Annotated in this window: 28 protein-coding genes; 10 read left to right on the forward strand and 18 right to left on the reverse strand. The window is 63.2% G+C overall.

From position 1 onward, the window contains the following. Nucleotides 1-24: 24 nt before the first annotated feature. From O7A60_RS19300 to O7A60_RS19320, 5 genes are read left to right on the forward strand one after another with little or no spacing between them, the layout of a single operon-like run. Nucleotides 25-321 carry a YciI-like protein gene (locus tag O7A60_RS19300; protein WP_337107594.1) on the forward strand — a complete coding sequence of 99 codons (297 nt, stop codon included), beginning with the start codon at nt 25-27 and terminating at the stop codon, nt 319-321. Nucleotides 322-362: 41 nt separating this feature from the next. Then, a complete protein-coding gene (locus O7A60_RS19305) occupies nt 363-788 on the forward strand; it encodes an EVE domain-containing protein (protein ID WP_337107595.1) in 426 nt (141 codons plus the stop codon). Next, the gene (locus O7A60_RS19310) at nt 743-1468 is read left to right on the forward strand and encodes a class I SAM-dependent methyltransferase (RefSeq protein ID WP_337107596.1); all 726 of its coding nucleotides are present in this window, start codon (nt 743-745) and stop codon (nt 1466-1468) included. Before O7A60_RS19305 ends, O7A60_RS19310 begins: the two co-directional genes overlap by 46 nt. Nucleotides 1469-1490: 22 nt before the next feature. Next, a complete protein-coding gene (locus tag O7A60_RS19315; protein ID WP_337107597.1) occupies nt 1491-1907 on the forward strand; it encodes a DUF1761 domain-containing protein in 417 nt (138 codons plus the stop codon). A 9-nt stretch (nt 1908-1916) separates the two neighbouring features. Beyond that, nucleotides 1917-2666 carry a glycosyltransferase family 25 protein gene (locus O7A60_RS19320; RefSeq protein ID WP_337107598.1) on the forward strand — a complete coding sequence of 250 codons (750 nt, stop codon included), beginning with the start codon at nt 1917-1919 and terminating at the stop codon, nt 2664-2666. 88 nt (nt 2667-2754) lie between these two features. Here O7A60_RS19320 and gcvA read toward each other — a convergent pair whose 3' ends face one another. After that, nucleotides 2755-3687: a transcriptional regulator GcvA gene (gcvA, locus tag O7A60_RS19325; RefSeq protein WP_140510213.1), complete on the reverse strand. Its 933-nt coding sequence runs from the start codon at nt 3685-3687 to the stop codon at nt 2755-2757. Nucleotides 3688-3852: 165 nt separating this feature from the next. On the opposite strand from gcvA, the gene O7A60_RS19330 reads away from it, so the two are divergent. Continuing rightward, nucleotides 3853-4095 carry a hypothetical protein gene (locus O7A60_RS19330; protein WP_337107599.1) on the forward strand — a complete coding sequence of 81 codons (243 nt, stop codon included), beginning with the start codon at nt 3853-3855 and terminating at the stop codon, nt 4093-4095. Nucleotides 4096-4158: 63 nt separating this feature from the next. Here the strand turns inward: O7A60_RS19330 and O7A60_RS19335 are convergent, their stop codons facing one another. After that, a complete protein-coding gene (locus tag O7A60_RS19335) occupies nt 4159-4755 on the reverse strand; it encodes a L,D-transpeptidase family protein (RefSeq protein WP_337107600.1) in 597 nt (198 codons plus the stop codon). A gap of 84 nt (nt 4756-4839) precedes the next feature. Here O7A60_RS19335 and O7A60_RS19340 point away from each other — a divergent pair, with 84 nt between their 5' ends. Both O7A60_RS19340 and O7A60_RS19345 read left to right on the forward strand, forming a co-directional pair. Continuing rightward, nucleotides 4840-5523, forward strand: coding sequence for a response regulator transcription factor (locus tag O7A60_RS19340; protein ID WP_027145512.1), 684 nt, complete (start codon nt 4840-4842; stop codon nt 5521-5523). 122 nt (nt 5524-5645) lie between these two features. Then, nucleotides 5646-6101: a Crp/Fnr family transcriptional regulator gene (locus tag O7A60_RS19345; RefSeq protein WP_337107601.1), complete on the forward strand. Its 456-nt coding sequence runs from the start codon at nt 5646-5648 to the stop codon at nt 6099-6101. Nucleotides 6102-6173: 72 nt separating this feature from the next. Here the strand turns inward: O7A60_RS19345 and O7A60_RS19350 are convergent, their stop codons facing one another. From O7A60_RS19350 to tesB, 7 genes are all read right to left on the reverse strand, one after another. Further along, nucleotides 6174-6980: an exodeoxyribonuclease III gene (locus O7A60_RS19350; RefSeq protein ID WP_337107602.1), complete on the reverse strand. Its 807-nt coding sequence runs from the start codon at nt 6978-6980 to the stop codon at nt 6174-6176. Between the two features lie 73 nt (nt 6981-7053). Further along, nucleotides 7054-7734: an outer membrane lipoprotein carrier protein LolA gene (locus O7A60_RS19355; protein ID WP_337107709.1), complete on the reverse strand. Its 681-nt coding sequence runs from the start codon at nt 7732-7734 to the stop codon at nt 7054-7056. A 134-nt stretch (nt 7735-7868) separates the two neighbouring features. Then, nucleotides 7869-10526 carry a DNA translocase FtsK gene (locus O7A60_RS19360; protein WP_337107603.1) on the reverse strand — a complete coding sequence of 886 codons (2658 nt, stop codon included), beginning with the start codon at nt 10524-10526 and terminating at the stop codon, nt 7869-7871. A 205-nt stretch (nt 10527-10731) separates the two neighbouring features. Beyond that, nucleotides 10732-11010 carry a hypothetical protein gene (locus O7A60_RS19365; protein ID WP_027145517.1) on the reverse strand — a complete coding sequence of 93 codons (279 nt, stop codon included), beginning with the start codon at nt 11008-11010 and terminating at the stop codon, nt 10732-10734. A gap of 328 nt (nt 11011-11338) precedes the next feature. After that, nucleotides 11339-12694: an ammonium transporter gene (locus tag O7A60_RS19370; RefSeq protein ID WP_337107604.1), complete on the reverse strand. Its 1356-nt coding sequence runs from the start codon at nt 12692-12694 to the stop codon at nt 11339-11341. Nucleotides 12695-12725: 31 nt separating this feature from the next. Next, complete coding sequence (locus tag O7A60_RS19375; protein WP_027145519.1) at nt 12726-13064, reverse strand: P-II family nitrogen regulator; 339 nt, start codon at nt 13062-13064, stop codon at nt 12726-12728. Between the two features lie 300 nt (nt 13065-13364). Beyond that, nucleotides 13365-14225 carry an acyl-CoA thioesterase II gene (gene tesB / locus O7A60_RS19380; RefSeq protein ID WP_140510201.1) on the reverse strand — a complete coding sequence of 287 codons (861 nt, stop codon included), beginning with the start codon at nt 14223-14225 and terminating at the stop codon, nt 13365-13367. Nucleotides 14226-14325: 100 nt separating this feature from the next. Between tesB and O7A60_RS19385 the strand changes: the two genes are divergently transcribed. After that, a complete protein-coding gene (locus tag O7A60_RS19385; RefSeq protein ID WP_337107605.1) occupies nt 14326-15585 on the forward strand; it encodes a ubiquinone biosynthesis hydroxylase in 1260 nt (419 codons plus the stop codon). A gap of 14 nt (nt 15586-15599) precedes the next feature. Here the strand turns inward: O7A60_RS19385 and O7A60_RS19390 are convergent, their stop codons facing one another. The 3 genes from O7A60_RS19390 to O7A60_RS19400 all read right to left on the reverse strand — a co-directional run bounded on the left by O7A60_RS19390 (nt 15600) and on the right by O7A60_RS19400 (nt 16846). Beyond that, nucleotides 15600-16127: a hypothetical protein gene (locus tag O7A60_RS19390; RefSeq protein WP_027145522.1), complete on the reverse strand. Its 528-nt coding sequence runs from the start codon at nt 16125-16127 to the stop codon at nt 15600-15602. A gap of 141 nt (nt 16128-16268) precedes the next feature. Then, nucleotides 16269-16625, reverse strand: coding sequence for a YciI family protein (locus O7A60_RS19395; RefSeq protein WP_337107606.1), 357 nt, complete (start codon nt 16623-16625; stop codon nt 16269-16271). Between the two features lie 11 nt (nt 16626-16636). After that, nucleotides 16637-16846, reverse strand: a complete 210-nt coding sequence (locus tag O7A60_RS19400; RefSeq protein WP_337107607.1) for a hypothetical protein — start codon at nt 16844-16846, stop codon at nt 16637-16639. A 215-nt stretch (nt 16847-17061) separates the two neighbouring features. On the opposite strand from O7A60_RS19400, the gene O7A60_RS19405 reads away from it, so the two are divergent. Continuing rightward, nucleotides 17062-17487, forward strand: coding sequence for an OsmC family protein (locus O7A60_RS19405; protein ID WP_337107608.1), 426 nt, complete (start codon nt 17062-17064; stop codon nt 17485-17487). Between the two features lie 158 nt (nt 17488-17645). Here O7A60_RS19405 and O7A60_RS19410 read toward each other — a convergent pair whose 3' ends face one another. The 6 genes from O7A60_RS19410 to sdhC all read right to left on the reverse strand — a co-directional run bounded on the left by O7A60_RS19410 (nt 17646) and on the right by sdhC (nt 22205). Next, nucleotides 17646-18275, reverse strand: a complete 630-nt coding sequence (locus O7A60_RS19410) for a YceH family protein (RefSeq protein ID WP_337107609.1) — start codon at nt 18273-18275, stop codon at nt 17646-17648. 62 nt (nt 18276-18337) lie between these two features. After that, entirely contained in the window at nt 18338-19117 is a 780-nt protein-coding gene (locus O7A60_RS19415) for a succinate dehydrogenase iron-sulfur subunit (protein WP_337107610.1), read from the reverse strand. Further along, nucleotides 19117-19551 (reverse strand): DUF3052 domain-containing protein, encoded by a 435-nt coding sequence (locus O7A60_RS19420; RefSeq protein WP_337107611.1) that lies wholly within the window; start codon nt 19549-19551, stop codon nt 19117-19119. The genes O7A60_RS19415 and O7A60_RS19420 overlap by 1 nt, the downstream gene beginning before the upstream one ends. 2 nt (nt 19552-19553) lie before the next feature. Further along, the gene (sdhA, locus tag O7A60_RS19425; RefSeq protein WP_337107612.1) at nt 19554-21389 is read right to left on the reverse strand and encodes a succinate dehydrogenase flavoprotein subunit; all 1836 of its coding nucleotides are present in this window, start codon (nt 21387-21389) and stop codon (nt 19554-19556) included. 4 nt (nt 21390-21393) lie between these two features. Then, the gene (gene sdhD / locus O7A60_RS19430; RefSeq protein ID WP_027145531.1) at nt 21394-21789 is read right to left on the reverse strand and encodes a succinate dehydrogenase, hydrophobic membrane anchor protein; all 396 of its coding nucleotides are present in this window, start codon (nt 21787-21789) and stop codon (nt 21394-21396) included. After that, nucleotides 21789-22205, reverse strand: coding sequence for a succinate dehydrogenase, cytochrome b556 subunit (sdhC, locus tag O7A60_RS19435; protein WP_337107613.1), 417 nt, complete (start codon nt 22203-22205; stop codon nt 21789-21791). The genes sdhD and sdhC overlap by 1 nt, the downstream gene beginning before the upstream one ends. Nucleotides 22206-22246: the final 41 nt, after the last annotated feature.

The following is a 22246-nucleotide window of genomic DNA, read 5'->3' on the forward strand; positions in this document are numbered from 1 at the left end:
ATCCAACCACCCAGGAGAAAGACCATGCTGTTTGCTCTGATTTGCAAGGACAAGCCCGGAAGCCTGCAGGTGCGCCTCGACACGCGGCCCGAGCATGTCGCCTTCCTCGAAGGGCTGAACAGCGACAAGAAGCTGGCCTTTGCCGGTCCGTTCCTCGACGCCGACGGCAAGCCAAACGGCAGCCTCGTTGTCGTCGAGGCGCCCGATCTGGCAGGCGCACAGGCCCTGTCGGCCGCTGACCCCTATGCCAGGGCCGGCCTGTTCGAAAGCGTCGAAATCCGCCAGTGGAACTGGACGTTCAACAAGCCGGCGGCTAGTTAACTTCCGGTCGCCCGCGACCGGGCCGCAAGGAGGAGAGAAAAATGAACTACTGGCTGTTCAAATCCGAACCCTCGGTTTTCTCCTTCGAGGCGTTGAAGGCCAAGGGCAAGGCCGGTACGCAATGGGACGGCGTGCGCAACTACGCCGCCCGCAACAACATGAAGGCCATGCAGATCGGCGATCTCGGCTTCTTCTACCATTCCAACGACGGGCTGAACGTGGTCGGCATCGCCGAGGTCTGCGCGCTGGCCCATCCCGACACCACATCGGATGATCCGCGCTGGGAGTGTGTCGACATCCGTGCTGTCAGGGACATGCCGAACCCGCCGACGCTGGAAGAAGTCAAGGCCAATCCAAAACTGGCCGAGATGGCGCTGGTGCGGCTCGGACGGCTTTCCGTGCAGCCGGTGACCCCGGCCGAATGGAAGGAAGTCTGCCGCATGGGCGGCCTGACGCCTGCGCCGTGACGGCACTCACCCCCGACAGCGCTAGGCAGTTCATCCTCGACAACACGGCGCTGATGGCACCGCCGCATGTACCGGAGATTCTTCTCCACCTCGCCGACGAAGCGCATGATCTTTGGCAGCGGACCGAGGACGAACTGGTCGAGATCGGCCTGCCGCCACCCTTCTGGGCTTTCGCCTGGGCCGGCGGCCAGGGCCTCGCCCGCTACGTCATCGACAATCCCGACACAGTACGAGGCAAGCGCGTGCTCGACTTCGCCTCGGGCTCCGGGCTCGTCGCCATCGCCGCCGCCAGGGCGGGGGCTGCCGAGATAACCGCTGCCGACATAGACCCGTTCTGCGCCACCGCGATCCGGCTCAACAGCGACACCAATGGCGTCGTGATCAAATTCCTCGGCATGGACTGTATCGGCACCGATGCGGGCTGGGATGTGATCCTGGCTGGCGACGTCTTCTACGACAAACCCTTCGCCGACCGGCTGATGCCGTGGTTTTCGGCGCTCAAACGGCGTGGCGCCGACATCCTGATCGGCGATCCCGGCCGGTCCTATCTGCCGCGATCGGGGCTGGAGCCGCTTGGCGTCTACCAGGTGCCGGTGACAAGGGCGCTCGAGGATGCCGAAGTCAAGCGCACGACCGTGTGGCGACTGCTTGACGCCATCGCCGAACAGGCGTTTCCATAAAGCCGCACAGGAGGGGGAACTCATGGATTTTTCAGCAGTGAACTGGATCGCGGTGGTTGCCGCCGCCGTCGTCGCATGGCTGTTCGGCGCCGCCTGGTACATGGCGTTGAGCAAGCCCTGGCTGAAGGCCGTCAAGCTCGATCCGGCGACGATGAAGAAATCGCCGCTGCCCTTCGTCATCTCCTTCATCGCCGAGCTGCTGATGGCCTACATCATGGCCCTGGTCGTCGGCGCGATGACGGGTGGTGAGCCGACCTGGCTCGCCGGCCTGATCTTCGGCTCCGTGCTTTGGCTGGGTTTCGTCGCCACGACGCTGTCGGTCAATCATCGCTATGAGAATTTCGGCTGGGACCTGACCCTCATCGATGGCGGTCATTGGCTGGGCGTGCTGCTGATCATCGGCGCGGTGATCGGCTGGTTCGGCGCTGCGGCGAGCTGAGATAACGCTTTGACGACGACGGATGAATCCGGATTTCCCCGCGACCTGGTGTTCACCCGGATCTGCCACGTCAAGCATGGCTATGACGAACGCCGCCGCCACATTGTCCGCGAGTTTGAGCGGCGCGGCGTGCCCGTCTACTTTTACACGGACTGGGACAAGCCAGATATCACCCCGGAGATTCGTGCTGAATTGGTCGCTCCCGATTTTGTCCACCCGGCGCAGGTCTCGCTGGCGCTGAAGCATGTCGGCATCTGGCGCGACTTCCTCGAAACCGACCTGCCCTATTGCCTGGTGTTCGAGGATGACGTCTTCCTCGCGCGCGACTTCGTCGCCAAATTTCGGCAAGGGCTGGCCGAACTCGGCAGCCCGATGCGCAAGGCCGTCATCTATTTCGGCAATGGCAGCAACTACTACACGCCGAGCTGGAAATTGCGCAGGGGTCAGAGGCTCTACCCGGCACTGCATGCCAGGTGCGCGGATTCCTATCTCATCACCCGTCCGGTCGCCGAAGCCCGTTGTGCCTGGATCGATCAGCACAAAATATACACCGCGATCGACCACCAGATCGAGCAGATGGACGAAAAACTGGGCATTGAGATGCTGTGGTTCGAGCGGCCAATTGTCGAGCAAGGCAGCGAAAACGGCGCTTTCCAGACTTCCGTCGCCGGCAAAAAGCACCCGCTTCTGTACAAGAAGCTGAAATGGAAATGGAAGAAATACACAAGGATGATCTTCGGCCACAACGCCCGGTCCTGAGCGCGGAGCAATTCCAGAAAAAGTCCCGTCGTGGTTTTCCCGGGAAAAGCGCGTAGCGCTTTCCCCAGGGAATGCATAAGACAAGAGATTAGACCTTGTCCGCCGTCCGCGTCCTGGCAACTTCCTCGAGGATCCATTCGCGGAACGCGACGATACGGGGATCGTCTGCCATGGCCTGGGGATAGACCAGGAAATAGGCGAATTCCGGCGCAACCCTGATGCTGAGTTCGAAGGGCCGCACAAGCCGGCCCTCGGACAGGTCGTTCGCCACCATGGCGAAATCGGCAAGCGCGACGGCATTGCCGTCGAGCGCCGCCTGGACAGCATCCGTGGAGGTGCCGAAGACGACGGTGCGGCTGTCGTCGAAATCGTTGATGCCGGCCGCCGCCATCCACATGCGCCAGTTCGGCCAGGTCACGCCCTGGCGGGCCCATTCAATATGGGCAAGCGTGTGGTTGAACAGGTCGCGCGGCTCGCGCAGGGGCGGCCCAGATGCCAGGAGGCCCGGACTGCACACCGGAATAATGATGTTGTCGAACAGGCGATGCGCGCAGAGTCCTGGATATTTGCCGGCGCCGAAGCGGATTCCGACATCGACGTCGTCGAGATCGAAATCGCGCAAGCCATAGGCAATGTCGAACCTGAGTTCGATGCCCGGCCGCTGCTTGCGGAAATTCTCGACACGCCGCATCAGCCATTTCGCCGCGAACTGCGCGTCCAGCGTCACCTTCAGGAATTCCGTGCCGCGCGCCAATTTGCGCGCCCGCATCACGGCCCGGCCAAGCAGGTCGAGCGTGTCGGTCGCCGCCTCGTACAGCACCGTGCCCGCTTCCGTCAGCCGGATGGTGCGGCTGGTGCGGGTGAACAGCACGATGCCGAGCTGATCCTCGATTTCCTTGATCTGGTGGCTGACGGCGGCGGGCGTCAGGCCGAGCTCGTCGGCGGCTCGGGTGAAATTGAGGTGCCGGGCCGCCGCCTCCAGCGTCCTGAGCGCCCGTGTTCCAGGCAAGAGGGCTGCCATCAGCGCGCGGCCCGATCGAAGCGGTCCATGGAGCCTCAATCCTCAAATAAAACTTGATGATGAGAAAAGAACTACTCGTTTCCCGCTTGTTTTTCAATCCGGCATGATCACGGCATCAAAACACCATCAAACCGGATTTGATGTCCGGAGAATACGGATCCCATCATGTCTCACATCGTTCTTCACCCTGCATACGTCGCCCGGCCGGGCTGGCTGTCGGCTGTCCGTGATTGGCTGCGGCAGGCCAGGGTCGCGGTCAATCTTGGCCACCAGAACGTCGAGGATCTGTCCGATCGCCAGTTGCGCGATATCGGCGCCGCCCGCAAGGACATCACCCGCGCCATGGACCGCGAGACCGGCCGGCTGGGCCTTCTAGACATCGGCTGGCAGCGAAACAGGAAGGGATAAGGGAGTAGCATTGATGATGCGGCTTGGGCGTGTCAGCTGCTCCTGAAGACTTCCCCTACTCCCCTATCTCACCACCCTCACCACCGTCCGGTCCGACAGCAGCGGCAAAAGCCGCGCCATCGTGTGCGCGGTGACCGCCACGCAACCTTCCGTCGGCGTGAAGCCGGGACGCGCCAGGTGGAAGAAGATGGCGCTGCCGCGCCCGCGGCGGCGCGGCGCGATGTTCCAGTCGAGCACCAGGCAGGCGTCGTAGAGCCGGTCGTCGCGCTGCATGCGTTCGTGGCTGGCGCCATAGGGCATCTTGACCGGCCTGTTGTAATTGCGGTCGTCTGGGACCTCGCACCAGCCGAGATCCGGCCCGATCGGCGCCATCGCCAGCCGCGTCCTGCGGCCGGCGGCAAACTGATCCCCCCGGAAATAGCCCGCCAGGATGCGCATCGAAGCGAGCGGCGTCGCGCCGTCGCCTTCCCGCTTGCCGGACGAGATGCCGCCACGCCCCAGCGCGCACGCAAACACCGTTTTGCCGGCCTGCAGCAGGCCCTGGCTTGGGTGGCCCGGCCTCGCCCGCACGGTCATCACGCGCAGCCGTTTTGCCAAAATTGCGCCGGCTGCATTGCGATCGCGTTTTTTCTTGTATGATCGTGCCACGGAACAAATCACTGTGATCGGCTATTGTGCCGGCAAGCTTCCGCATAAATACGCAGCGGTCAACTGAATTCACTTTTCAAAACAACGGATTGATCCATGACCTCACGTACCATCCTGATCGTCGATGACGATGACGACCTGCGCGGCACACTGGTCGAGCAATTGTCCCTCTATGAGGAATTCGACGTGCTGCAGGAATCCACTGCGGCAAAAGGCGTCACCGCTGCGCGTGGCGGGCTCATCGATCTGCTCATCATGGATGTCGGTTTGCCCGACATGGACGGCCGCGAGGCGGTGAAGATCCTGCGCAAGGGCGGCTACAAGGCGCCCATCATCATGCTGACCGGCCACGACACCGATTCGGACACGATTCTGGGTCTCGAGGCCGGCGCCAACGACTATGTCACCAAGCCATTCCGCTTCGCGGTGCTGCTTGCCCGTATCCGGGCGCAGCTGCGCCAGCATGAGCAGAGCGAGGACGCGACCTTCTCGGTCGGCCCCTATACCTTCAAGCCCAGCCAGAAACTGCTCATCGACCCGCGCGGCGGCAAGGTGCGGCTGACGGAAAAGGAGGCCTCGATCATCAAATATCTCTATCGCGCCGACCAGAAGGTGGTGACGCGTGACGTGCTGCTGGAGGAAGTGTGGGGATACAATTCCGGCGTCACCACGCACACGCTGGAAACCCATGTCTACCGTCTGCGCCAGAAGATCGAGCGCGATCCTTCCAATGCTGAAATTCTTGTGACAGAAAGCGGCGGCTACAAGCTGGTTCCTTAAACATTGCACTATCCAATGAGCGGTCTGGGCGGGGCCGCTTTCGGGTACGATCCTGTTGGAGGGGGATTCAGGGACCGTACCGCAGAGGAGGGATTGGACTGACCGTTCGGGGACAAAGCTAGATGGCGCTGGATGACGACATCCGCATCCTGTCCGCCGTGAGGCTTTTCGAGGGCTTCACGCAGGAACAGCTGCGCCTGCTCGCCTTCGGAGCCGAGACCACTCTCGTGCAGGCGGACCACAAGCTTTATCGCGAGGACGACGTGGCCGATTCGGCCTATGTCGTGGTCAGCGGGCGTATCGTGCTCTATCGCGAGCAGAATGGCGAGCGCATCCCGATCGGCAAAGTCGGTCCCGGCACGATGCTCAGCGAACTGGCGCTGATCGCCGACACCAACCGGCTGACCAGCGCCTCGGCCGAAATCGATTCGGAGGTGATAAGGCTGAGCCGCAAGATGTTCCGGCGCATCCTGGAGGAGTATCCGGAACTGGCGGTGAAACTCCACCAGCGCATCTCCGAGGAATTCCACGACATGATCCGCCGCATCGAGGAACTGGCCCCGCGCTTTTCGGGGTGAGGCCGTTGCCGCGAGAGAACTCGATGCTTGGCGCGAAGGATCGCGACGAACGCCTTTTTATCGACGACTCCGCTAATCCAAGTCGAACCGGGCAATGACCGGCACATGGTCCGACGGCCGGTCCCAACCGCGCGCCGCCCTCAGGATTTCGTAGCCGGCAAAATCAGGCACCAGGTTTGGCGACGACCAGACATGGTCGAGCCGTCGGCCACGATTGGACGCCTCCCAATCCTGCGCGCGATAGCTCCACCAGGTATAAAGCTTCTGTTCCGATGGCACGTTGAGCCGCATCAGGTCGACCCAGCCGCCGGCCAGCCGCATCGCCTCGAAGCTTTCGGTCTCGACTGGCGTGTGGCTGACCACGTTGAGCAGTTGCTTGTGCGACCAGACGTCATGCTCCAGCGGCGCGATGTTGAGGTCTCCGACCAGCACCGAGGCCGACACCTCGCCGTGTTCGGCCCGGATGGCGTTCATCTCGGCGACGAAATCGAGCTTGTGCCTGAACTTCCTGTTGATCTCGGGGTCCGGTTCGTCGCCACCCGCCGGAACGTAGAAATTGTGCACCAGGATCGTCTTGCCGCCGGCCCGCACGGTCACCGACAGATGCCGGCTGTCCTCGATGTCGCAGAAGCGGCGCCTCTCGACCACCTCGATCGGCCGCCGCGCCACCGTCGCCACGCCGTGATAGCCCTTCTGGCCATGGAAGGCGATGTAGGGATAGCCGATCTTGCGAAAGGCCTTTTCGGGAAAGAGCTCGTCCGGGACCTTGGTTTCCTGCAGGCAGAGCACATCGGGCGCGTACTCATCGAGCAGGCGTTCGATGATCGGCATGCGCAGGCGCACGGAGTTGATGTTCCAGGTGGCGATCGAAAAGGGCATGCGGCAAGGTCCGGCGATAGATCGCCGAACTACTGCCAGCCACACGCCGGAAAAACAAGCGAGGCGACGAAGACTACCGTGTCTTGGTGTTCAGCTCGCGATTGGCCGTATAGTCGATGGCGAAGGTGTCGGGCGCGAAACTGACGCCTTCCTTGGTGTTGAAGATCATCACCGTCGTGTCCTTGCCCTGCGCGTCGGTAATCGTCCACTGCCGCAGATCATAGGTTTTCGGGTCGAACATCATGGTGATTCGCGCATTGCCGAAAACCGACTTGTCGGAAAGCTGGATGGTGGTGAGGTCGTCTTCTTCCTTGACGCTCTTGACGCGGTTGCCCGAGAGGTCGATGCGGTCGTCGAGCAGCAGCTTCAGCGGCGTCTTCGATAGCGGATAAAGATCCGACGTGTTCAGTCTCTTGTTGAGGATGGCAACCGATCTGCCGTCGGAAATCACCCGGAAATTCGAAGCCCCGTCATAGTTGAAGCGGATCTTGCCCGGCCGTTCCAGGAAGAATTTGCCGCCGGTCTGCTCGCCCTTGGGGCCGAACTGGACGAATTCGCCGCTCATCGATTTGACCGCTGAGAAATGGTCGGCGATCTTTTGCGCCGCCGCGGGCACGGCCGCCTGCGCTGAGGCGAGCAGCTCGAATCCGGGCACCACGTTGAGCGCGGCGGCACCCGCGAACACCAGGCCGAGGCCAAGCAGCTGGCGGCGGGTCGGGGCAAAATCGCTCAGCGCTGAAAGATCGTGTTTCATATCGGTCACTCTCGTCTGATTCCTGATTTGGTCGCTGTCGTGAACCCCCAGTTGGGCTGAAGTTTGGCGAGGCGATCGCTGCTCAGCCGGTTGAACGCGCCAGAAGGTTCGAAGTTGCCGCGAACTCTCCACTGTCAGAATTTGTCGTCCTCGGTCGGCACCAGGATTTCGCGTTTTCCGGCATGGTTGGCCGGACCGACAATGCCTTCCTTTTCCATCTTCTCGATGATCGAGGCGGCACGATTGTAGCCGATGCCCAGACGCCGCTGGATGTAGCTGGTCGAGGCCTTGCCGTCGCGCAGCACCACCGACACCGCCTGATCGTAGGGATCATCGGAATCCTCGAAATTGCCACCGCCTCCGCCGCCGGAACCGCCCTTGCCGGACGGCTCGTCGTCGTCCTCGCCGTCATCTTCGGTGATGGCGTCGAGATATTCCGGCACGCCCTGCAGCTTCAGGTGCCCGACGATCTTTTCGACCTCGTCATCGGAGACGAACGGCCCGTGCACGCGCTGGATGCGGCCGCCGCCGGCCATGTAGAGCATGTCGCCCATGCCGAGCAGCTGCTCGGCGCCCTGCTCTCCCAAAATGGTGCGGCTGTCGATCTTCGACGTCACCTGGAAGGAGATGCGGGTCGGGAAATTGGCCTTGATGGTGCCGGTGATGACGTCGACCGAGGGACGTTGCGTCGCCATGATGACATGGATGCCGGCGGCGCGCGCCATCTGCGCCAAGCGCTGGACGGCGCCTTCGATGTCCTTGCCGGCGACCATCATCAGGTCGGCCATTTCGTCGATGATGACGACAATGTAAGGCATCGGCTCGAGATCGAGATTCTCGGTCTCGTAGATCGCCTCGCCGGTCTGGCGGTCGAATCCGGTCTGCACGGTGCGCGATATCTTTTCGCCCTTCTTCTCGGCCTGCTGCACGCGCGCGTTGAAACCATCGATGTTGCGCACGCCGACCTTGGACATCTTTCGGTAGCGGTCCTCCATCTCGCGCACGGTCCATTTCAGCGCCACCACCGCCTTTTTCGGGTCGGTCACGACCGGCGTCAAAAGATGCGGAATGCCGTCATAGACGGAGAGTTCGAGCATTTTCGGGTCGATCATGATCAGCCGGCATTCCTGCGGGGTGAGCCGGTAGAGCAGCGAGAGGATCATGGTGTTGATGGCGACCGACTTGCCCGAACCGGTGGTGCCGGCGACCAGCACGTGCGGCATCTTGGCGATGTCGACGATGACCGCCTCGCCATTGATGGTCTTGCCCAGCGCCAGCGCCAGCTTGGCCTTGGTGGTCTCGAAGTCGCGGCTGGCCATGATCTCCCTGAGATAAACGGTCTCGCGCTTGGCGTTTGGCAGTTCGATGCCGATGGCGTTGCGGCCCGGTACGACGGCGACGCGGCAGGCAATCGCGCTCATCGAGCGGGCGATGTCGTCGGAGAGGCCGATGACCCGCGACGACTTGATGCCCGGCGCCGGTTCGAGCTCGTAGAGGGTGACCACCGGACCCGGGCGAACGGCAATGATTTCGCCCTTGACGCCGAAATCCTCAAGCACGCCTTCGAGCAGGCGCGCGTTCTGTTCCAGCGCGTCCTTGGAAAGACTTGGGTCGCGCGCGACATTCTTCGGTTCGGACAGGAAATGCAGCGACGGCATTTCGAACGTGTCCGAGCCGATCAGCGAGGTCTGCGCCTCGCGCTGGACGCGGGCGCCCGGCACGGGTCGCGCCGCGGGCGCCTCGACCCGGGTGGCGGCATCGGAACGGAACTGCTGGACCTTGGCCGTCGGGGCACGCCGCTGGGCGACGGGCTCGTCGTCAAAATCCATGTCCTCGTCGTCACGGCCGAAGACATCGTCGTCGGCCGGATCGACGGAAACACCGCGGTCGTTGACCATGGCGGCGAAGAATTCCGGCTCGACACGGGCGCGGCCGTCCTGGCTCATGCGGGATTCGGCGAATTCGGCCGACTCGACTCGTTCGGCGGCACGGCGCCAGGCGCTGGCGCGCGGCTCCATCTCCGGTTCGAACTCGTCGCGCTCCTGCCTGCGGCGCACAGCGCGACGATGCATCCAGGCGCGGAACGAAAGCCACCAATGGGTGATCGCGCCGAGCGCCAGTATGCCTTCGTCGCCCTCGTCCTCGTCATTGTCGAACAGAAGCTCGTCCTCGCGCGGGTCCGCGGCGGCCGGTTCTTCCATCACGGCGAAGCCGTTCTTGCGCCCGATCAGCGCCGCGCCATAGGCGAACAGCCAGAGCGCGGGTGCCGCCAGCAATATGGCGAGCACGCTGGCGATCAGCCCGGTCGGATATCCGCCGATGAGGACACCGGGAATCTTGAGCACCATGTCACCGAAGACGCCGCCGAGGCCGGTGGGCAGCGGCCAGGTCTTGGGCGGAACGATACAGCCCGCGATCGCGGCGGCGAGCAGCGCGAAACCGAACCAGAACAGCCCGCGCTTGGGCAGCCTGTCGACGCCGCGCGCCGAAAACAGGAGATAGCCCCAGATAACGGCAGGAACCAGCGCGGCGACCGCGGCAAGGCCGAAGAACTGCATGGCGAGGTCGGAGAAGACGGCGCCGGCATAACCCATGGCGTTGGTGACGATGTTGGCGGTTGCGTGCGAGAAGCTCGGGTCGGCGACGTTCCAGGTCGCGAGGCTTGCGACGGCGAAGGCGGTGAACGCGAACAGGCCGGCGCCGACCAGACGGCCGACCTGGCGCCGCGCGAATGCCTGGATGCCGTGCCCCGTATCGGTCAGCGCGAGCGGTGCTGAAGCCCCTGAACGCATGCTCTTCCCCGTCAGTGATTGCCTGGCCCGAGCGCAGACGCACTCCGGCAGATTCGGATGCCAGACTAGGCGTGGGAAGGTTAAGGGCGCATTAACTATAAGGCTGCGGCGACCGTCCTTTTGACATCGATACCTCCAGTGTCCGCACCATATGAAAATGGCGGGCGCCCTGGCCCGCCATCCATTCGTCGGGTCGGGCAGCGTGTTACTTGTTGGCGCCGCCGAGCATCTTCACATTGGCGCAGAACTCGGCGTGCGGCTTGCTCATCGCCGCATCCTGGCATTCCTTCATCATGGCCTCCTGCTTCTCCTTCGGCATGGCCATGAAAGCTGTCTTGAATTCCGCCATCGGCTTCATGGTTTTCATGCTGGAATCGGTGAAGAACGGCGCCATGTTGTCCGGCTCGTCCAGTGCGCCGGCAAATGCAAAGCCGCTGACCATGGAAAGCGCGAGTGCCCCGAGGCAGATATTCTTGAGGTTCATGAGAAAATTCCTTCCCTGTGTTTCAAAACGCGAGCGTCAGAACGACGGTCGCCTCCACAGTTCGGAGACAGGCTGGTCGATGTTTCCTCGAAAATCTGCTTCACGCGAACGTGATTGCGCGAAGTTGATCTTCACCAGAAGGAATTGCCAAAAAAGAGGCCCGGAGCGATCCGGGCCTCAAGGCGTGAACTCCTTGTGGGAGCGTCACGACGGGATGCTTTTTCAAAACAATTCCAGGAAAAGTGCTTTCGCGGTTTTCCGTTCGGAGTTGCGTGGAGATAAGGGACCGGCGGGAGGAGGTTTCCGCCGGTCCCTTGGCAAGGATGCCTTACGGCACCACTTCGCCATGCTGGGAGATGTCGAGGCCTTCGACCTCTTCCTGGGTCGACGGACGCAGGCCGACCAGCGCCTTGACGACGTAGAGGATGACGAAGGTGGCGACCGCCGTCCAAATAATGGTGACGGCGACACCGTAGATCTGCTTGCCGAGCGAAGCGCCCGACGAGAGGCTGTTTATCGCCGGGTCGGCAAGCACGCCGGTCAGCAGGGCGCCGACCACGCCGCCGACGCCATGCACGCCGAAGGCATCGAGCGAGTCGTCATAGCCGAACATGTGCTTCACCTTGACCGCCGAGAGGTAGCAGACGACGCCAGCTACGATACCGACGATGAAGGCACCGGTCGGGTTGACGAAGCCGGAAGCCGGCGTCACCGCGACGAGGCCGGCGACGGCGCCCGAGATGATGCCGAGCACGGAAGGCTTCTTGGCGATGATCCATTCGGCGAACATCCAGGCCAATGCCGCAGCGGCGGTGGCAACCTGGGTGTTGAGCATGGCGGCACCGGCAAGGCCGTCGGCCGCCAGTTCCGAACCGGCGTTGAAGCCGAACCAGCCGACCCACAGCAGCGATGCGCCGATGACCGAATAGACCAGGTTATGCGGCGCCATGTTGGTGGTGCCATAGCCTTCGCGCTTGCCGAGCACCAGCGCGCAGACGAGGCCCGCGACACCGGCATTGATGTGGACGACCGTGCCGCCGGCGAAGTCGAGAACGCCAGCCGTACCGAGGAAGCCGCCGCCCCAGACCCAATGCGCGATCGGCACGTAGACGACCAGCAGCCACAGCGCCATGAAGATCAGCAGTGCCGAGAACTTGAAGCGCTCGGCGAAGGCGCCGGCAATCAGCGCCGGCGTGATGATGGCGAAGGTCATCTGGAACATCGAGAAGACGAATTCAGGGATGTTGGCCACACCCGGCAGCCACAGGCTGGCCGTGGTGATGCCGTGGTGGAAGAATTTCGAAGTGCCGCCGAGATAGGCATTCATGCCGCCGCCGTCTGAAAAGGCCAGCGAATAGCCGAACATGAACCACAGCACCGTCACCAGGCAGGTGATGGCGAAGCTCTGCATGATGGTGGCGAGTACGTTCTTCTTGCGCACCATGCCGCCGTAAAACAGCGCCAGGCCCGGGATGGTCATCATCAGCACCAGCGCCGTCGAGGTCAGCATCCAGGCGGTGTTGCCGGTATCGAGCACCGGGGCCGGAGTGGCGGCCGGCGCGGCAGCCGCGGCAGCGGGTGCGGCTTCCTGCGCGAAGGCGGCGACGCTGCCCAACGCTGCAAGAGCGAGCGAGCCCAGCAGGGCCGCCCTTCCCGTCGTCTTCAAGGTGGAAGGAATATTCATTGAACTCTCCATTGGAATACGTATTCGCCGCTCAGAGCGCGTCGGTGTCTGTTTCGCCGGTACGGATGCGCACCGCCTGGTCGATGCCGAAGACGAAGATCTTGCCGTCGCCGATCTGGCCGGTCTTGGCCGCGGCGGTGATGGCTTCGACGGCCTTGTCGACCATGTCTGCCGGGACCGCGACTTCGATCTTGATCTTCGGCAGGAAGGAGACCGCGTATTCCGCCCCGCGATAGATTTCAGTATGTCCCTTCTGACGCCCGTAGCCTTTGACTTCGGTGACGGTCAGGCCCTGGATGCCGACGGCGGTAAGCGCTTCGCGTACCTCGTCCAGCTTGAACGGCTTGATGATTGCCATCACGATTTTCATAAGGTTTCACCCTTTGCTGTTGCGGGTCCCCCGCGTTTGCACACCTTCACCGATCCCAAAGAGCCGGAGAGTGCTCCCAAGGATTCAAGCTCCGTGCCAACTGCCGAAGCAGGGTGTTAACCCATTGTAAACAAAGGGATGGGAGCGGCCGAGGCCGGCAGGTGCCTGCGTGTGCGGCGCACCATCTGATTAAAAAATAGGCATTTTTGCGAAATTGCCTACTTTGCCGGCTTTGGGCATGACTACAAACTACGGAACCGGCTTTCGGAAAGGATCTTGCTCAAACAAGACTCGCGATGCTCAACGCTTGAGCCGGATCAGGCCTTCCTGGGCCATCGAAGCGATCAGCGTGCCGTCACGGGCATAGAGTGTGCCGCGGCTGAAACCGCGAGATCCAGAGCTGGAGGGACTGTCCTGTGCATAGAGCAACCAGCCGTCGAGCGAATGCGGCCGGTGGAACCACATCGAATGATCGAGGCTGGCGGCCTGGATGTCGGGATCGAAAAGGCCGCGCCCGTGCGCGAAGGTCGAAGTATCGAGCAGCGTCATGTCGGAGAGATAGGCGAGCAGCACCGACTGCAGCGCGCGGTCGTCGGGAACCGGGCCGGCAAGGCGGATCCAGACATTCTGCCGGGGCGGCAGCTTGTCGCGGCTTTCATAGTGCTGGAGATTGACGGGCCGCAGTTCGAGCGGCCGCTCGCGCGCCCAGAAGCGGCGCACCGCCTCCGGCACCCGGTCGGCGGTTTCGAGCAGCTCGCGCTGCGTCTTCAACCCTTCCGGCGGCGGCACGTCGTCGGGCAGCGCGAACTGGTGCTCGAGCCCCTTCTCGTCGACCTGGAACGAAGCTTCCAGCGAAAAGATCGCCTGTCCGTGCTGGATCGCCAGCACGCGCCGCGTGGTGAAGGAACCGCCGTCGCGGATGCGGTCGACCTCGTAGATGATCGGCACCTTGATGTCGCCCGGCCGCATGAAATAGCCATGCAGCGAATGTACGAAACGGTCCGGCTCGACCGTTCGCTGCGCCGCCACCAGCGCCTGCGCGATCGTCTGGCCGCCGAACACGCGCTGCCATTCCACCTGGGGGCTGCGACCACGATACAGATTGTGTTCCAGCCTCTCGAGGTCGAGAATGCGCAGAAGCTCGTCGATCGCCGCCGTCATGTTTTGTGACCTCGCCGCAAAATTGCTATGGCGGTTTCCGACAGGAAGAACGAGCCGTCAAGGGCGCAGGGCCCCGGTCGGCGCGCAAGGAGCCAGGACAATGGAACGCAAGGCGGACGCAAGGACCAGATCCGGGCTCGATGTCCTCGTCGCCGGCGCCGGCTATGTCGGCCTGGCCGCCGCCGTCTCGCTGAAGCAGGCCCGACCGGGCCTTGCCGTGGCGCTGGTCGATGCGGCGCCCGCCGGTTCCTGGCAAAGGGATGGCCGCGCCTCGGCCATCGCCGCGGCCGCCTGCCGCATGCTCGACCAGCTCGGCGTCTGGGCCGAGATCGCGCCACGGGCGCAGGCGATCACCGAGATGATCATCACCGATTCACGCAGCGCCGATCCGGTGCGCCCGGTCTTCCTGACCTTCGGCGGCGAGGTGGCGCCGGGCGAACCCTTCGCCCACATGGTCGCCAACAGGGCGTTGAACGGCGCCTTGCGGCTCAAGGCCGAAAGGCTCGGTGTCGACATCATCGAAGGCGTGGCGGTGCAAGGTTTTGAGACCAATGGCGCCGGCATCACGGTGCATCTGGCCGACGGCGCCACGTTGACGGCGCGGCTGCTGGTTGCCGCCGACGGTGTCAATTCGAAACTGCGCGACATGGCTGGCATCAAGACGGTCAAGTGGGAATACGGCCAGTCCGGCATCGTCTGCACCGTGGCACATGAACGCCCACACAATGGCCGCGCCGAAGAACATTTCCTTCCCGCTGGCCCCTTCGCCACGCTGCCGCTGAAACCCGACGAGGATGGCACCAACCGTTCGTCGATCGTCTGGGTCGAACGGGCGGAAGACGCGAAAGCACTCGTGGAAGGCGACGATCTCGTCTTCGAACATGAACTCGAACAGCGCTTCGGCCTCAAGCTTGGAGAAATCCGCGTCGCCGACAAGCCGCGCGCCTGGCCGCTCGGCCTGACTATCGCGCGCGCCTTCGTCGCGCCGCGCATCGCGCTTGCCGGCGATGCCGCCCACGGCATCCATCCGATCGCCGGACAGGGCCTCAATCTCGGCTTCAAGGATGTGGCCGCATTTGCCGAGGTTATCGTGGAAGCCGACCGGCTCGGCCAGGACATCGGCGCGCTCGACGTGCTGGAACGCTACCAGCAATGGCGCCGCTTCGACACGGTGCAGATGGGCATCACGACCGATGTGCTGAACCGCCTGTTTTCCAACGACATCACCCCGCTGCGCACCATTCGCGACATCGGCCTCGGCCTCGTCGAACGCATGCCACGGCTGAAGGAGTTCTTCATCCGCCAGGCGTCGGGGCTTTCGGCCGGCACGCCGCGGCTATTGAAAGGCGAGGCGATCTGATCGCCTGTCGCGGGCTAGTTGACCTCGAAGCCGAGCTTCTGGCGCAAGCGCAATATCCTCTGGTCGGATATCTGCAGGCGCTGCTCGCCGCCCTGGGCGACGCGGTTCACCATCTGCAGCAGATCGTTTCGTTCCGCGACGTCGAGACGCTCGCGCAGGAATGGCGCCAGCTTGTCGATCACGACAGTGGCATCGTCGATCTGCGACGCCGCCCACTTGGCATAGATCACCGCCTCATCCGTCTTCTTCTTGTTGGCGATCTCGGAAATCACCGACCGGATGACAGCCTCGCGCTGCGGCAGGATAGGACCGTTCTCGGAGACGATAGATGCAATCAGCGTCGCGGCGGCCACCACCGGATCATCGATCGCCGTCAGCGGCGAGAGTGCGGCCTGCTTACGCAGCTTCTTGCGCCTGATGTTGCCTTGCACGCGCCCGACGACGTCGGCGACCTCGCGCGCGGCGTCGTTCATGGCCTTCATCCGGTACCACCAAAGCGCCGCCGCTCCGAGCACGCCAAGGACAGCAATCAGGAACGGCATGTCCAAATCCCCCCAAAGTCTTGGGCGACGATAGGAGAACTCGTGGCTCGCTTCAACACGCAAGAGCTGAGCCCGGCAAAACAGGACGTTCGCTCAATCGAACGCCCTCGGGTTCCAGGTGACCGCAACGCATGACAGGGGTTATGACCCCGGCACGTTGTAGATCGCGCGCACCTCGACGGTGCCGATTTCGGCCAGCGGAATCTCGCCGGCGATGTCCAGCGCCTCGTCGAGATCCTTCGCTTCGATCATGACGAACCCGAGCAACTGCTCCTTGGTTTCCGCGAACGGGCCGTCGGTGACAAGTCTCTTGCCCTTGCGTCTGCGGACGGTTTTCGAGGTTTTCACCGATTGCAGCGCCTGCGCGATAATCAGCATACCGCGTTGGTCCAATGACCGGTCATGGGCCATCGAATCGGCGTCGAGCTTGGCCAACCGCTCTGTCGTCATGGCATGGAGATCTTTCTCTTCGCCGTAGACCAGGCAAACGTACTGCATGTCCATCTCCCTTATCGTGACAAACCATAGGATGAGGCGATCAACTTGTCAGCCGGGCCTTTGTCCGCCGCGTGATCGAGGAAGCACACCCCGACCCCGATGATGGCGACCGCCACAAGCAGCCGGCCAAAGCCGGACGCCGGCTGCCGCAACCAGTCGATTTCTGGTTCACCTGCCTGGAGGCCGGTGCTTGTCCAGTGAGCAGAAAATAGATTGTTCATGTGAACCTCCATCCGCCACGAAATCCGTGGCCGCCCGCAGGACGGCCGAGGCAGATGCAATTCGACATTTTTGCACGCACATTTTTTTCAGAAATAAAATGCGAACGCCTCAGCCGGCACCTCGTCGAAAGAGCGCAGTGGCCTTCGCGTCTGCCCGCGCTATAGTTGACCGGACGCTGATCGACAGGCTTACCCAATCAACCCAGGAGGACTCCATGGACCGCACCGCAAACGCCGTCTGGAAAGGCAATCTGAAAGAGGGCAAGGGCACGCTCGACACCCAGAGCGGAACCCTGAAAGGCACGCCCTATTCGTTCAAGGCGCGCTTCGAGGACGAAAGCGGCAAATCCGGCACCAATCCGGAAGAACTGATCGCCGCCGCGCACGCCGGCTGCTACGCCATGCAGCTCTCGCATTTCCTGGCCGAGAACGGCACGCCAGCGGCCGAACTCGACGCCAAGGCCGTGGTGACGCTGGTTCCAGGCACAGGCATCACCGGCAGCGCGATCACGCTGGTCGGCAAGGTGCCCGGCATCGATGCTACGAAATTCAAGGAATTGGCCGAGAAGGCCAAGGCCGAATGCCCGGTTTCCCAGGCGCTCGGCGCGATCAAGGTTTCGCTCGACGCCAGGCTTGGCTGATGAGCCTGGCCTGAAATGACAAACGCCGGCCCCAGGGCCGGCGTTTCTGCAGCGGAGATTGGCGAAAACGGTCGCGGCATCCAATATCCCCCCTCTTGGGGGAGATGTCCGGCAGGACAGAGGAGGCGCTGTCCCGCCAACATTTGGTATTGGCGGCCTCAACCGCCCAGCGCATCAAGCCGGGCACGCAGGGCCGCGACTTCCTGCTCCAGCGCCTCCATCCTCGCTTCCAGGTCGGAGGCGGGGATAGTCGGCGCACTCCGGTGCGCCGATAGAGCGGCGACGTCGACCGGACCAGCGAGGAGATGCACGTAGCGGTCCTCGCGCTGGCCCGGCCCGCGCGGGATTTCCTCGACCAGCGGCGGTCGGCGGCCGATCAGCATATCGAGTTCACCGCGCAGGTCTTCGATCGACGCAAACCGCGCCATGCGCTCAGCGCGCGCCAGCAGTTCATGCGCCGTCTGCGGTCCGCGCAGCAGGAGCAGGCCGAGCAACGCGGTCTGCGGCGTGGTCAGCGAGAAGCGGTGCGCCATCTGATGCTCATAACGCTCCACGCGCGAGCCGAACATCTGCCGCACAAGTCCCTTCTGCTCGAGCAGCTTCAGGGCCCGGTGCACCTCTGTTTGCTCCAGCACCATGACAGGTTCGCGCGCGGTCTTCTGGTTGGCGGCGGCAAGTGCCGCGTTGAGCGTCAGCGGATAGACGTCCGGCGTCAGCTCCTTCTTCTCGATCAGGCAGCCGAGCACGCGCGCTTCGACGGGAGAGAGAATGGGAAGGTCATCGCTCATTGAGATCGCTATCCTTTCGAAAGCCGGAGGGACAACGCGAAGGATCGCGGCCAACCGCCGGACTAAACCCTTCTCTCCACCATCATCTTCTTGATCTCGGCGATCGCCTTCGCGGGATTCAGCCCCTTCGGACAGGTCTGCGCGCAGTTCATGATGGTGTGGCAGCGATAGAGCCGGAACGGGTCTTCGAGATTGTCGAGCCGTTCGCCCTTGGCCTCGTCACGGCTGTCGATCAGCCAGCGATAGGCCTGCAGCAGCGTCGCCGGGCCGAGATAACGGTCGCCGTTCCACCAGTAGCTCGGGCACGAGGTGGAGCAGCAGGCGCACAGGATGCACTCGTAAAGCCCGTCGAGCTTCTCGCGGTCCTCATGGCTCTGCAGCCATTCCTTGGCCGGCGTTGGCGACACCGTCTTCAGCCACGGCTCGATCGAGGCGTGCTGGGCGTAGAAATTGGTAAGGTCGGGCACCAGGTCCTTGATCACGGGCATATGCGGCAGCGGATAGACCTTGATCGCACCTGAAACGTCGTCGCAGCCCTTGGTGCAGGCGAGCGTGTTCGAGCCGTCGATGTTCATGGCGCAGGAGCCGCAAATGCCCTCGCGGCAGGAGCGGCGCAAGGTCAGCGTCGGGTCGATCCTGTTCTTGATCCACAGCAGCGCATCGAGCACCATCGGTCCGCAATCGTCCATATCGACGAAATAGGTGTCCATGCGCGGGTTCTCGTCATCGTCCGGCGACCAGCGATAGATGCGATATTCGCGCAGATTGGTGGCACCCTCCGGCTTGGGCCAGGTTTTGCCCTGCTGGATCTTCGAGTTCTTCGGGAGGGTGAGTTCGACCATTACCTCAGGTCCTTTCGGATGACGAGCTTCAGCCCGGACCAGATTTCATTCACGGCGGCGATCTTGACGTCGACAAGGTCGAGCTTGAGCGCTTCAGCGCGGACAACGCCTTCGGTGACGTCGGTGTCCATTTTCGACGCCTTCTTCGGCCAGGAGACCCAGATCATGCCGTCGCGTTTGATCGCCGCTTCGACATCGCCGAGGCGATCTTCGATCTCGGCGCGCTGCCGGGTGAAGGCGTGGACGGCGTCGTATTTCAGGGTTGCGCCCGAAATGCCGGACCATTCGGCCAGCCGGTCGACCTCGGCAAAATTGACGGCCTCAGTGAGGCTCTCGAGTTCGCTTGGCAGCGCGATAAAGGCGGCAATCATGCCGTCCTTCAGGCCGAGCTTGGCCGGAAGGGGCGTGCCGGAATATCCCGCCGCCGTCGCCATCGTCAGTACACCCTGGCCTTCGGCGCGATCTTGGCGAGACTAATGCCGCCGTCTTTCTCCGCCACCAGTGGCTCGGTGTGCACCGGCCGGTAGGTCAGCGTCACCGCGCCGCCCTCGCCGAGATGGGCGAGCGTGTGCTTGCGCCAGTTGGCGTCGTCGCGGGCGGAAAAATCTTCCCGCGCATGCGCGCCACGGCTCTCCTTGCGCGCCTCGGCGCCATAGACGGTGGTGATGGCGTTGGCCATCAGGTTTTCCAGCTCCAGCGTCTCGACCAGGTCCGAATTCCAGATCATCGAGCGGTCGAACACCTTTATGTCCTTGAGCTCGGTCCAGATTTGCGAAATGCGCTTGCAGCCGTTTTCGAGCGATTCCTGCGTGCGGAACACGGCTGCGTCCTCCTGCATCGCCTTCTGCATCTTTTCGCGCAGAACCGCCGTTGGCGTCGAGCCGTTGGCGTGGCGCAGCCGGTCGAAGCGGTCCATGATCTTATCGACCGAAGCCTGGTTGGGTGACGGGATCGCCGCCTTGCGGTCGATGACCTGGCCGGCGCGGATCGCCGCGGCGCGGCCGAATACCACCAGATCGATCAGCGAGTTGGAGCCCAGCCGGTTGGCGCCGTGCACGGAAGCGCAGCCCGCCTCGCCGACCGCCATCAAGCCGGGCGAGACCCGGTCGGGGTTTTCGGCGGTCGGGTTGAGCACCTCGCCCCAGTAATTGGTCGGCACGCCGCCCATATTGTAGTGCACCGTCGGCAGCACCGGGATCGGCTCCTTGGTCAGGTCGACGCCGGCGAAGATTTTTGCCGACTCCGAAATGCCCGGAAGTCGTTCGTGCAAAACCGCCGGATCGAGATGATCGAGGTGCAGGAAGATGTGGTCCTTGTTCTTGCCGACGCCGCGGCCTTCGCGGATTTCCAGCGTCATGCAGCGCGAGACGACGTCGCGCGAGGCGAGGTCCTTGGCCGACGGTGCGTAGCGCTCCATGAAGCGCTCGCCCTCGGAGTTGACGAGGTAGCCGCCCTCGCCGCGCGCGCCCTCGGTGATCAGGCATCCGGCGCCGTAAATGCCGGTCGGATGGAACTGCACGAACTCCATGTCCTGCAGGGGAAGCCCGGCCCGTGCGGCCATGCCGCCGCCGTCCCCGGTGCAGGTATGCGCCGAGGTGGCGGAGAAATAAGCGCGCCCATAACCGCCAGTCGCCAGCACCACCATCTTGGCCGAGAAGCGGTGAATGGTGCCGTCGTCGAGATTCCACGCCACGACGCCGGTGCAGGTGCCGTCCGGCTCCATGATCAGGTCGAGCGCGAAATACTCGATGAAGAACTGCGCGTTGTTCTTCAGCGACTGGCCGTAGAGCGTATGCAGGATGGCGTGGCCGGTGCGGTCTGCCGCGGCGCAGGTGCGCTGCACGGGCGGGCCGTCGCCATAATTCATCATGTGGCCGCCGAACGGCCGCTGGTAGATCTTGCCTTCTTCGGTGCGCGAGAACGGCACGCCATAATGTTCGAGCTCGTAGACCGCGGCCGGCGCCTCGCGCACCATGTATTCCATGGCATCGACATCGCCCAGCCAGTCCGACCCCTTGACGGTGTCGTACATGTGCCACTGCCAGGAATCCGGCCCCATATTGGACAGCGAGGCGGCGATGCCGCCTTGCGCTGCGACCGTATGCGAGCGCGTCGGGAACACTTTGGTGATGCAGGCGGTGCGCAGCCCCTGCTCGGCCATGCCGAGCGTGGCGCGCAGGCCAGCGCCCCCGGCGCCGACGATGACCACGTCGAACTTGTGGTCGACAAAGGTGTAGCCTGCCGCGTTGGCTGATTTCGTGTCCTGGTCCAAGACTTCAGCCTCCGAATGCCAGTTTCAGCAGGGCGAAGAGCGAAGCGACGCCGACCGCTATGGTGAAGAATGTGTTGAGGGCGATCAGCGCCAGCTTCATGCCTTCGCCATGCACATAGTCCTCGATGATTACCTGCATGCCGATCCGCATATGATAGAGCGGCGATATGAGCACCAGGGCCATCACCAGCGCCACGAACGGGTTGGCGAGCGCTGCCCGCACCTGCGCATAACCGGCACCGTTGAGCGCGATCAGGAACCCGGTGAAAAACAGGATCAGCGGGATGTTGGCGATCGCCGTCAACCGCTGGCGCCAGAAATGCCCGGTGCCTTCACGGGCCGAGCCCAGGCCGCGCACCTTGGCCAGCGGGGTGCGCATGTCGGTGTTTTTCGCACTCATCACAAAGCTCCCCGCGCCATGGTACCGGCGATCCAGATCAAGAGTGTGAGCAGGACCGAGCCGGCAAGCGTCGCCCAGGCGATCTTCGAGGCCGTGTGTTTTTCAAGTCCGGCGCCGGTATCCCAGATCAGATGGCGGACACCGCCCAGCATGTGATGCATCAGCGCCCAGGTGTAGCCGAACAGGATGAGCCGGCCGAGCCACGTGCCGAACGCCCAGTTCACCCAGTCGAAAGCACCCTGCGAACTTGCCGCCGCCATCAGCCAGACCGCGACCAGCAGCGTGCCGAAATAGAGCGCCCCCCCGGTGATGCGATGGATGATCGACATCGTCATGGTGATCGGCGGCCGGTAGACCGTCAGGTGCGGCGAAAGCGGCCTTTCGCGTCTGGCTCGGGTGGCTGGTGATTTGCTCATGGCTGCCCCAGTTCGGCGTCTCCCGCCTCAGGTGGAAATGC

It is taken from the genome of Mesorhizobium salmacidum (SeqCode), assembly GCF_037179605.1.
Taxonomy (GTDB): Bacteria; Pseudomonadota; Alphaproteobacteria; order Rhizobiales; family Rhizobiaceae; genus Mesorhizobium; species Mesorhizobium salmacidum.

What these genes read in the sequence shown, in the direction of transcription:
- O7A60_RS19300 (WP_337107594.1), top strand. Translation starts at nt 25, where the DNA reads ATGCTGTTTGCTCTGATTTGCAAGGACAAGCCCGGAAGCCTGCAGGTG.
- O7A60_RS19305 (WP_337107595.1), top strand. Translation starts at nt 363, where the DNA reads ATGAACTACTGGCTGTTCAAATCCGAACCCTCGGTTTTCTCCTTCGAG.
- O7A60_RS19310 (WP_337107596.1), top strand. Translation starts at nt 743, where the DNA reads ATGGAAGGAAGTCTGCCGCATGGGCGGCCTGACGCCTGCGCCGTGACG.
- O7A60_RS19315 (WP_337107597.1), top strand. Translation starts at nt 1,491, where the DNA reads ATGGATTTTTCAGCAGTGAACTGGATCGCGGTGGTTGCCGCCGCCGTC.
- gcvA (WP_140510213.1), bottom strand. Translation starts at nt 3,687, where the DNA reads ATGGCAGCCCTCTTGCCTGGAACACGGGCGCTCAGGACGCTGGAGGCG.
- O7A60_RS19330 (WP_337107599.1), top strand. Translation starts at nt 3,853, where the DNA reads ATGTCTCACATCGTTCTTCACCCTGCATACGTCGCCCGGCCGGGCTGG.
- O7A60_RS19340 (WP_027145512.1), top strand. Translation starts at nt 4,840, where the DNA reads ATGACCTCACGTACCATCCTGATCGTCGATGACGATGACGACCTGCGC.
- O7A60_RS19345 (WP_337107601.1), top strand. Translation starts at nt 5,646, where the DNA reads ATGGCGCTGGATGACGACATCCGCATCCTGTCCGCCGTGAGGCTTTTC.
- O7A60_RS19350 (WP_337107602.1), bottom strand. Translation starts at nt 6,980, where the DNA reads ATGCCCTTTTCGATCGCCACCTGGAACATCAACTCCGTGCGCCTGCGC.
- O7A60_RS19355 (WP_337107709.1), bottom strand. Translation starts at nt 7,734, where the DNA reads ATGAAACACGATCTTTCAGCGCTGAGCGATTTTGCCCCGACCCGCCGC.
- O7A60_RS19360 (WP_337107603.1), bottom strand. Translation starts at nt 10,526, where the DNA reads ATGCGTTCAGGGGCTTCAGCACCGCTCGCGCTGACCGATACGGGGCAC.
- O7A60_RS19365 (WP_027145517.1), bottom strand. Translation starts at nt 11,010, where the DNA reads ATGAACCTCAAGAATATCTGCCTCGGGGCACTCGCGCTTTCCATGGTC.
- O7A60_RS19370 (WP_337107604.1), bottom strand. Translation starts at nt 12,694, where the DNA reads ATGAATATTCCTTCCACCTTGAAGACGACGGGAAGGGCGGCCCTGCTG.
- O7A60_RS19375 (WP_027145519.1), bottom strand. Translation starts at nt 13,064, where the DNA reads ATGAAAATCGTGATGGCAATCATCAAGCCGTTCAAGCTGGACGAGGTA.
- tesB (WP_140510201.1), bottom strand. Translation starts at nt 14,225, where the DNA reads ATGACGGCGGCGATCGACGAGCTTCTGCGCATTCTCGACCTCGAGAGG.
- O7A60_RS19385 (WP_337107605.1), top strand. Translation starts at nt 14,326, where the DNA reads ATGGAACGCAAGGCGGACGCAAGGACCAGATCCGGGCTCGATGTCCTC.
- O7A60_RS19390 (WP_027145522.1), bottom strand. Translation starts at nt 16,127, where the DNA reads ATGCCGTTCCTGATTGCTGTCCTTGGCGTGCTCGGAGCGGCGGCGCTT.
- O7A60_RS19395 (WP_337107606.1), bottom strand. Translation starts at nt 16,625, where the DNA reads ATGCAGTACGTTTGCCTGGTCTACGGCGAAGAGAAAGATCTCCATGCC.
- O7A60_RS19400 (WP_337107607.1), bottom strand. Translation starts at nt 16,846, where the DNA reads ATGAACAATCTATTTTCTGCTCACTGGACAAGCACCGGCCTCCAGGCA.
- O7A60_RS19405 (WP_337107608.1), top strand. Translation starts at nt 17,062, where the DNA reads ATGGACCGCACCGCAAACGCCGTCTGGAAAGGCAATCTGAAAGAGGGC.
- O7A60_RS19410 (WP_337107609.1), bottom strand. Translation starts at nt 18,275, where the DNA reads ATGAGCGATGACCTTCCCATTCTCTCTCCCGTCGAAGCGCGCGTGCTC.
- O7A60_RS19415 (WP_337107610.1), bottom strand. Translation starts at nt 19,117, where the DNA reads ATGGTCGAACTCACCCTCCCGAAGAACTCGAAGATCCAGCAGGGCAAA.
- O7A60_RS19420 (WP_337107611.1), bottom strand. Translation starts at nt 19,551, where the DNA reads ATGGCGACGGCGGCGGGATATTCCGGCACGCCCCTTCCGGCCAAGCTC.
- sdhD (WP_027145531.1), bottom strand. Translation starts at nt 21,789, where the DNA reads ATGAGTGCGAAAAACACCGACATGCGCACCCCGCTGGCCAAGGTGCGC.
- sdhC (WP_337107613.1), bottom strand. Translation starts at nt 22,205, where the DNA reads ATGAGCAAATCACCAGCCACCCGAGCCAGACGCGAAAGGCCGCTTTCG.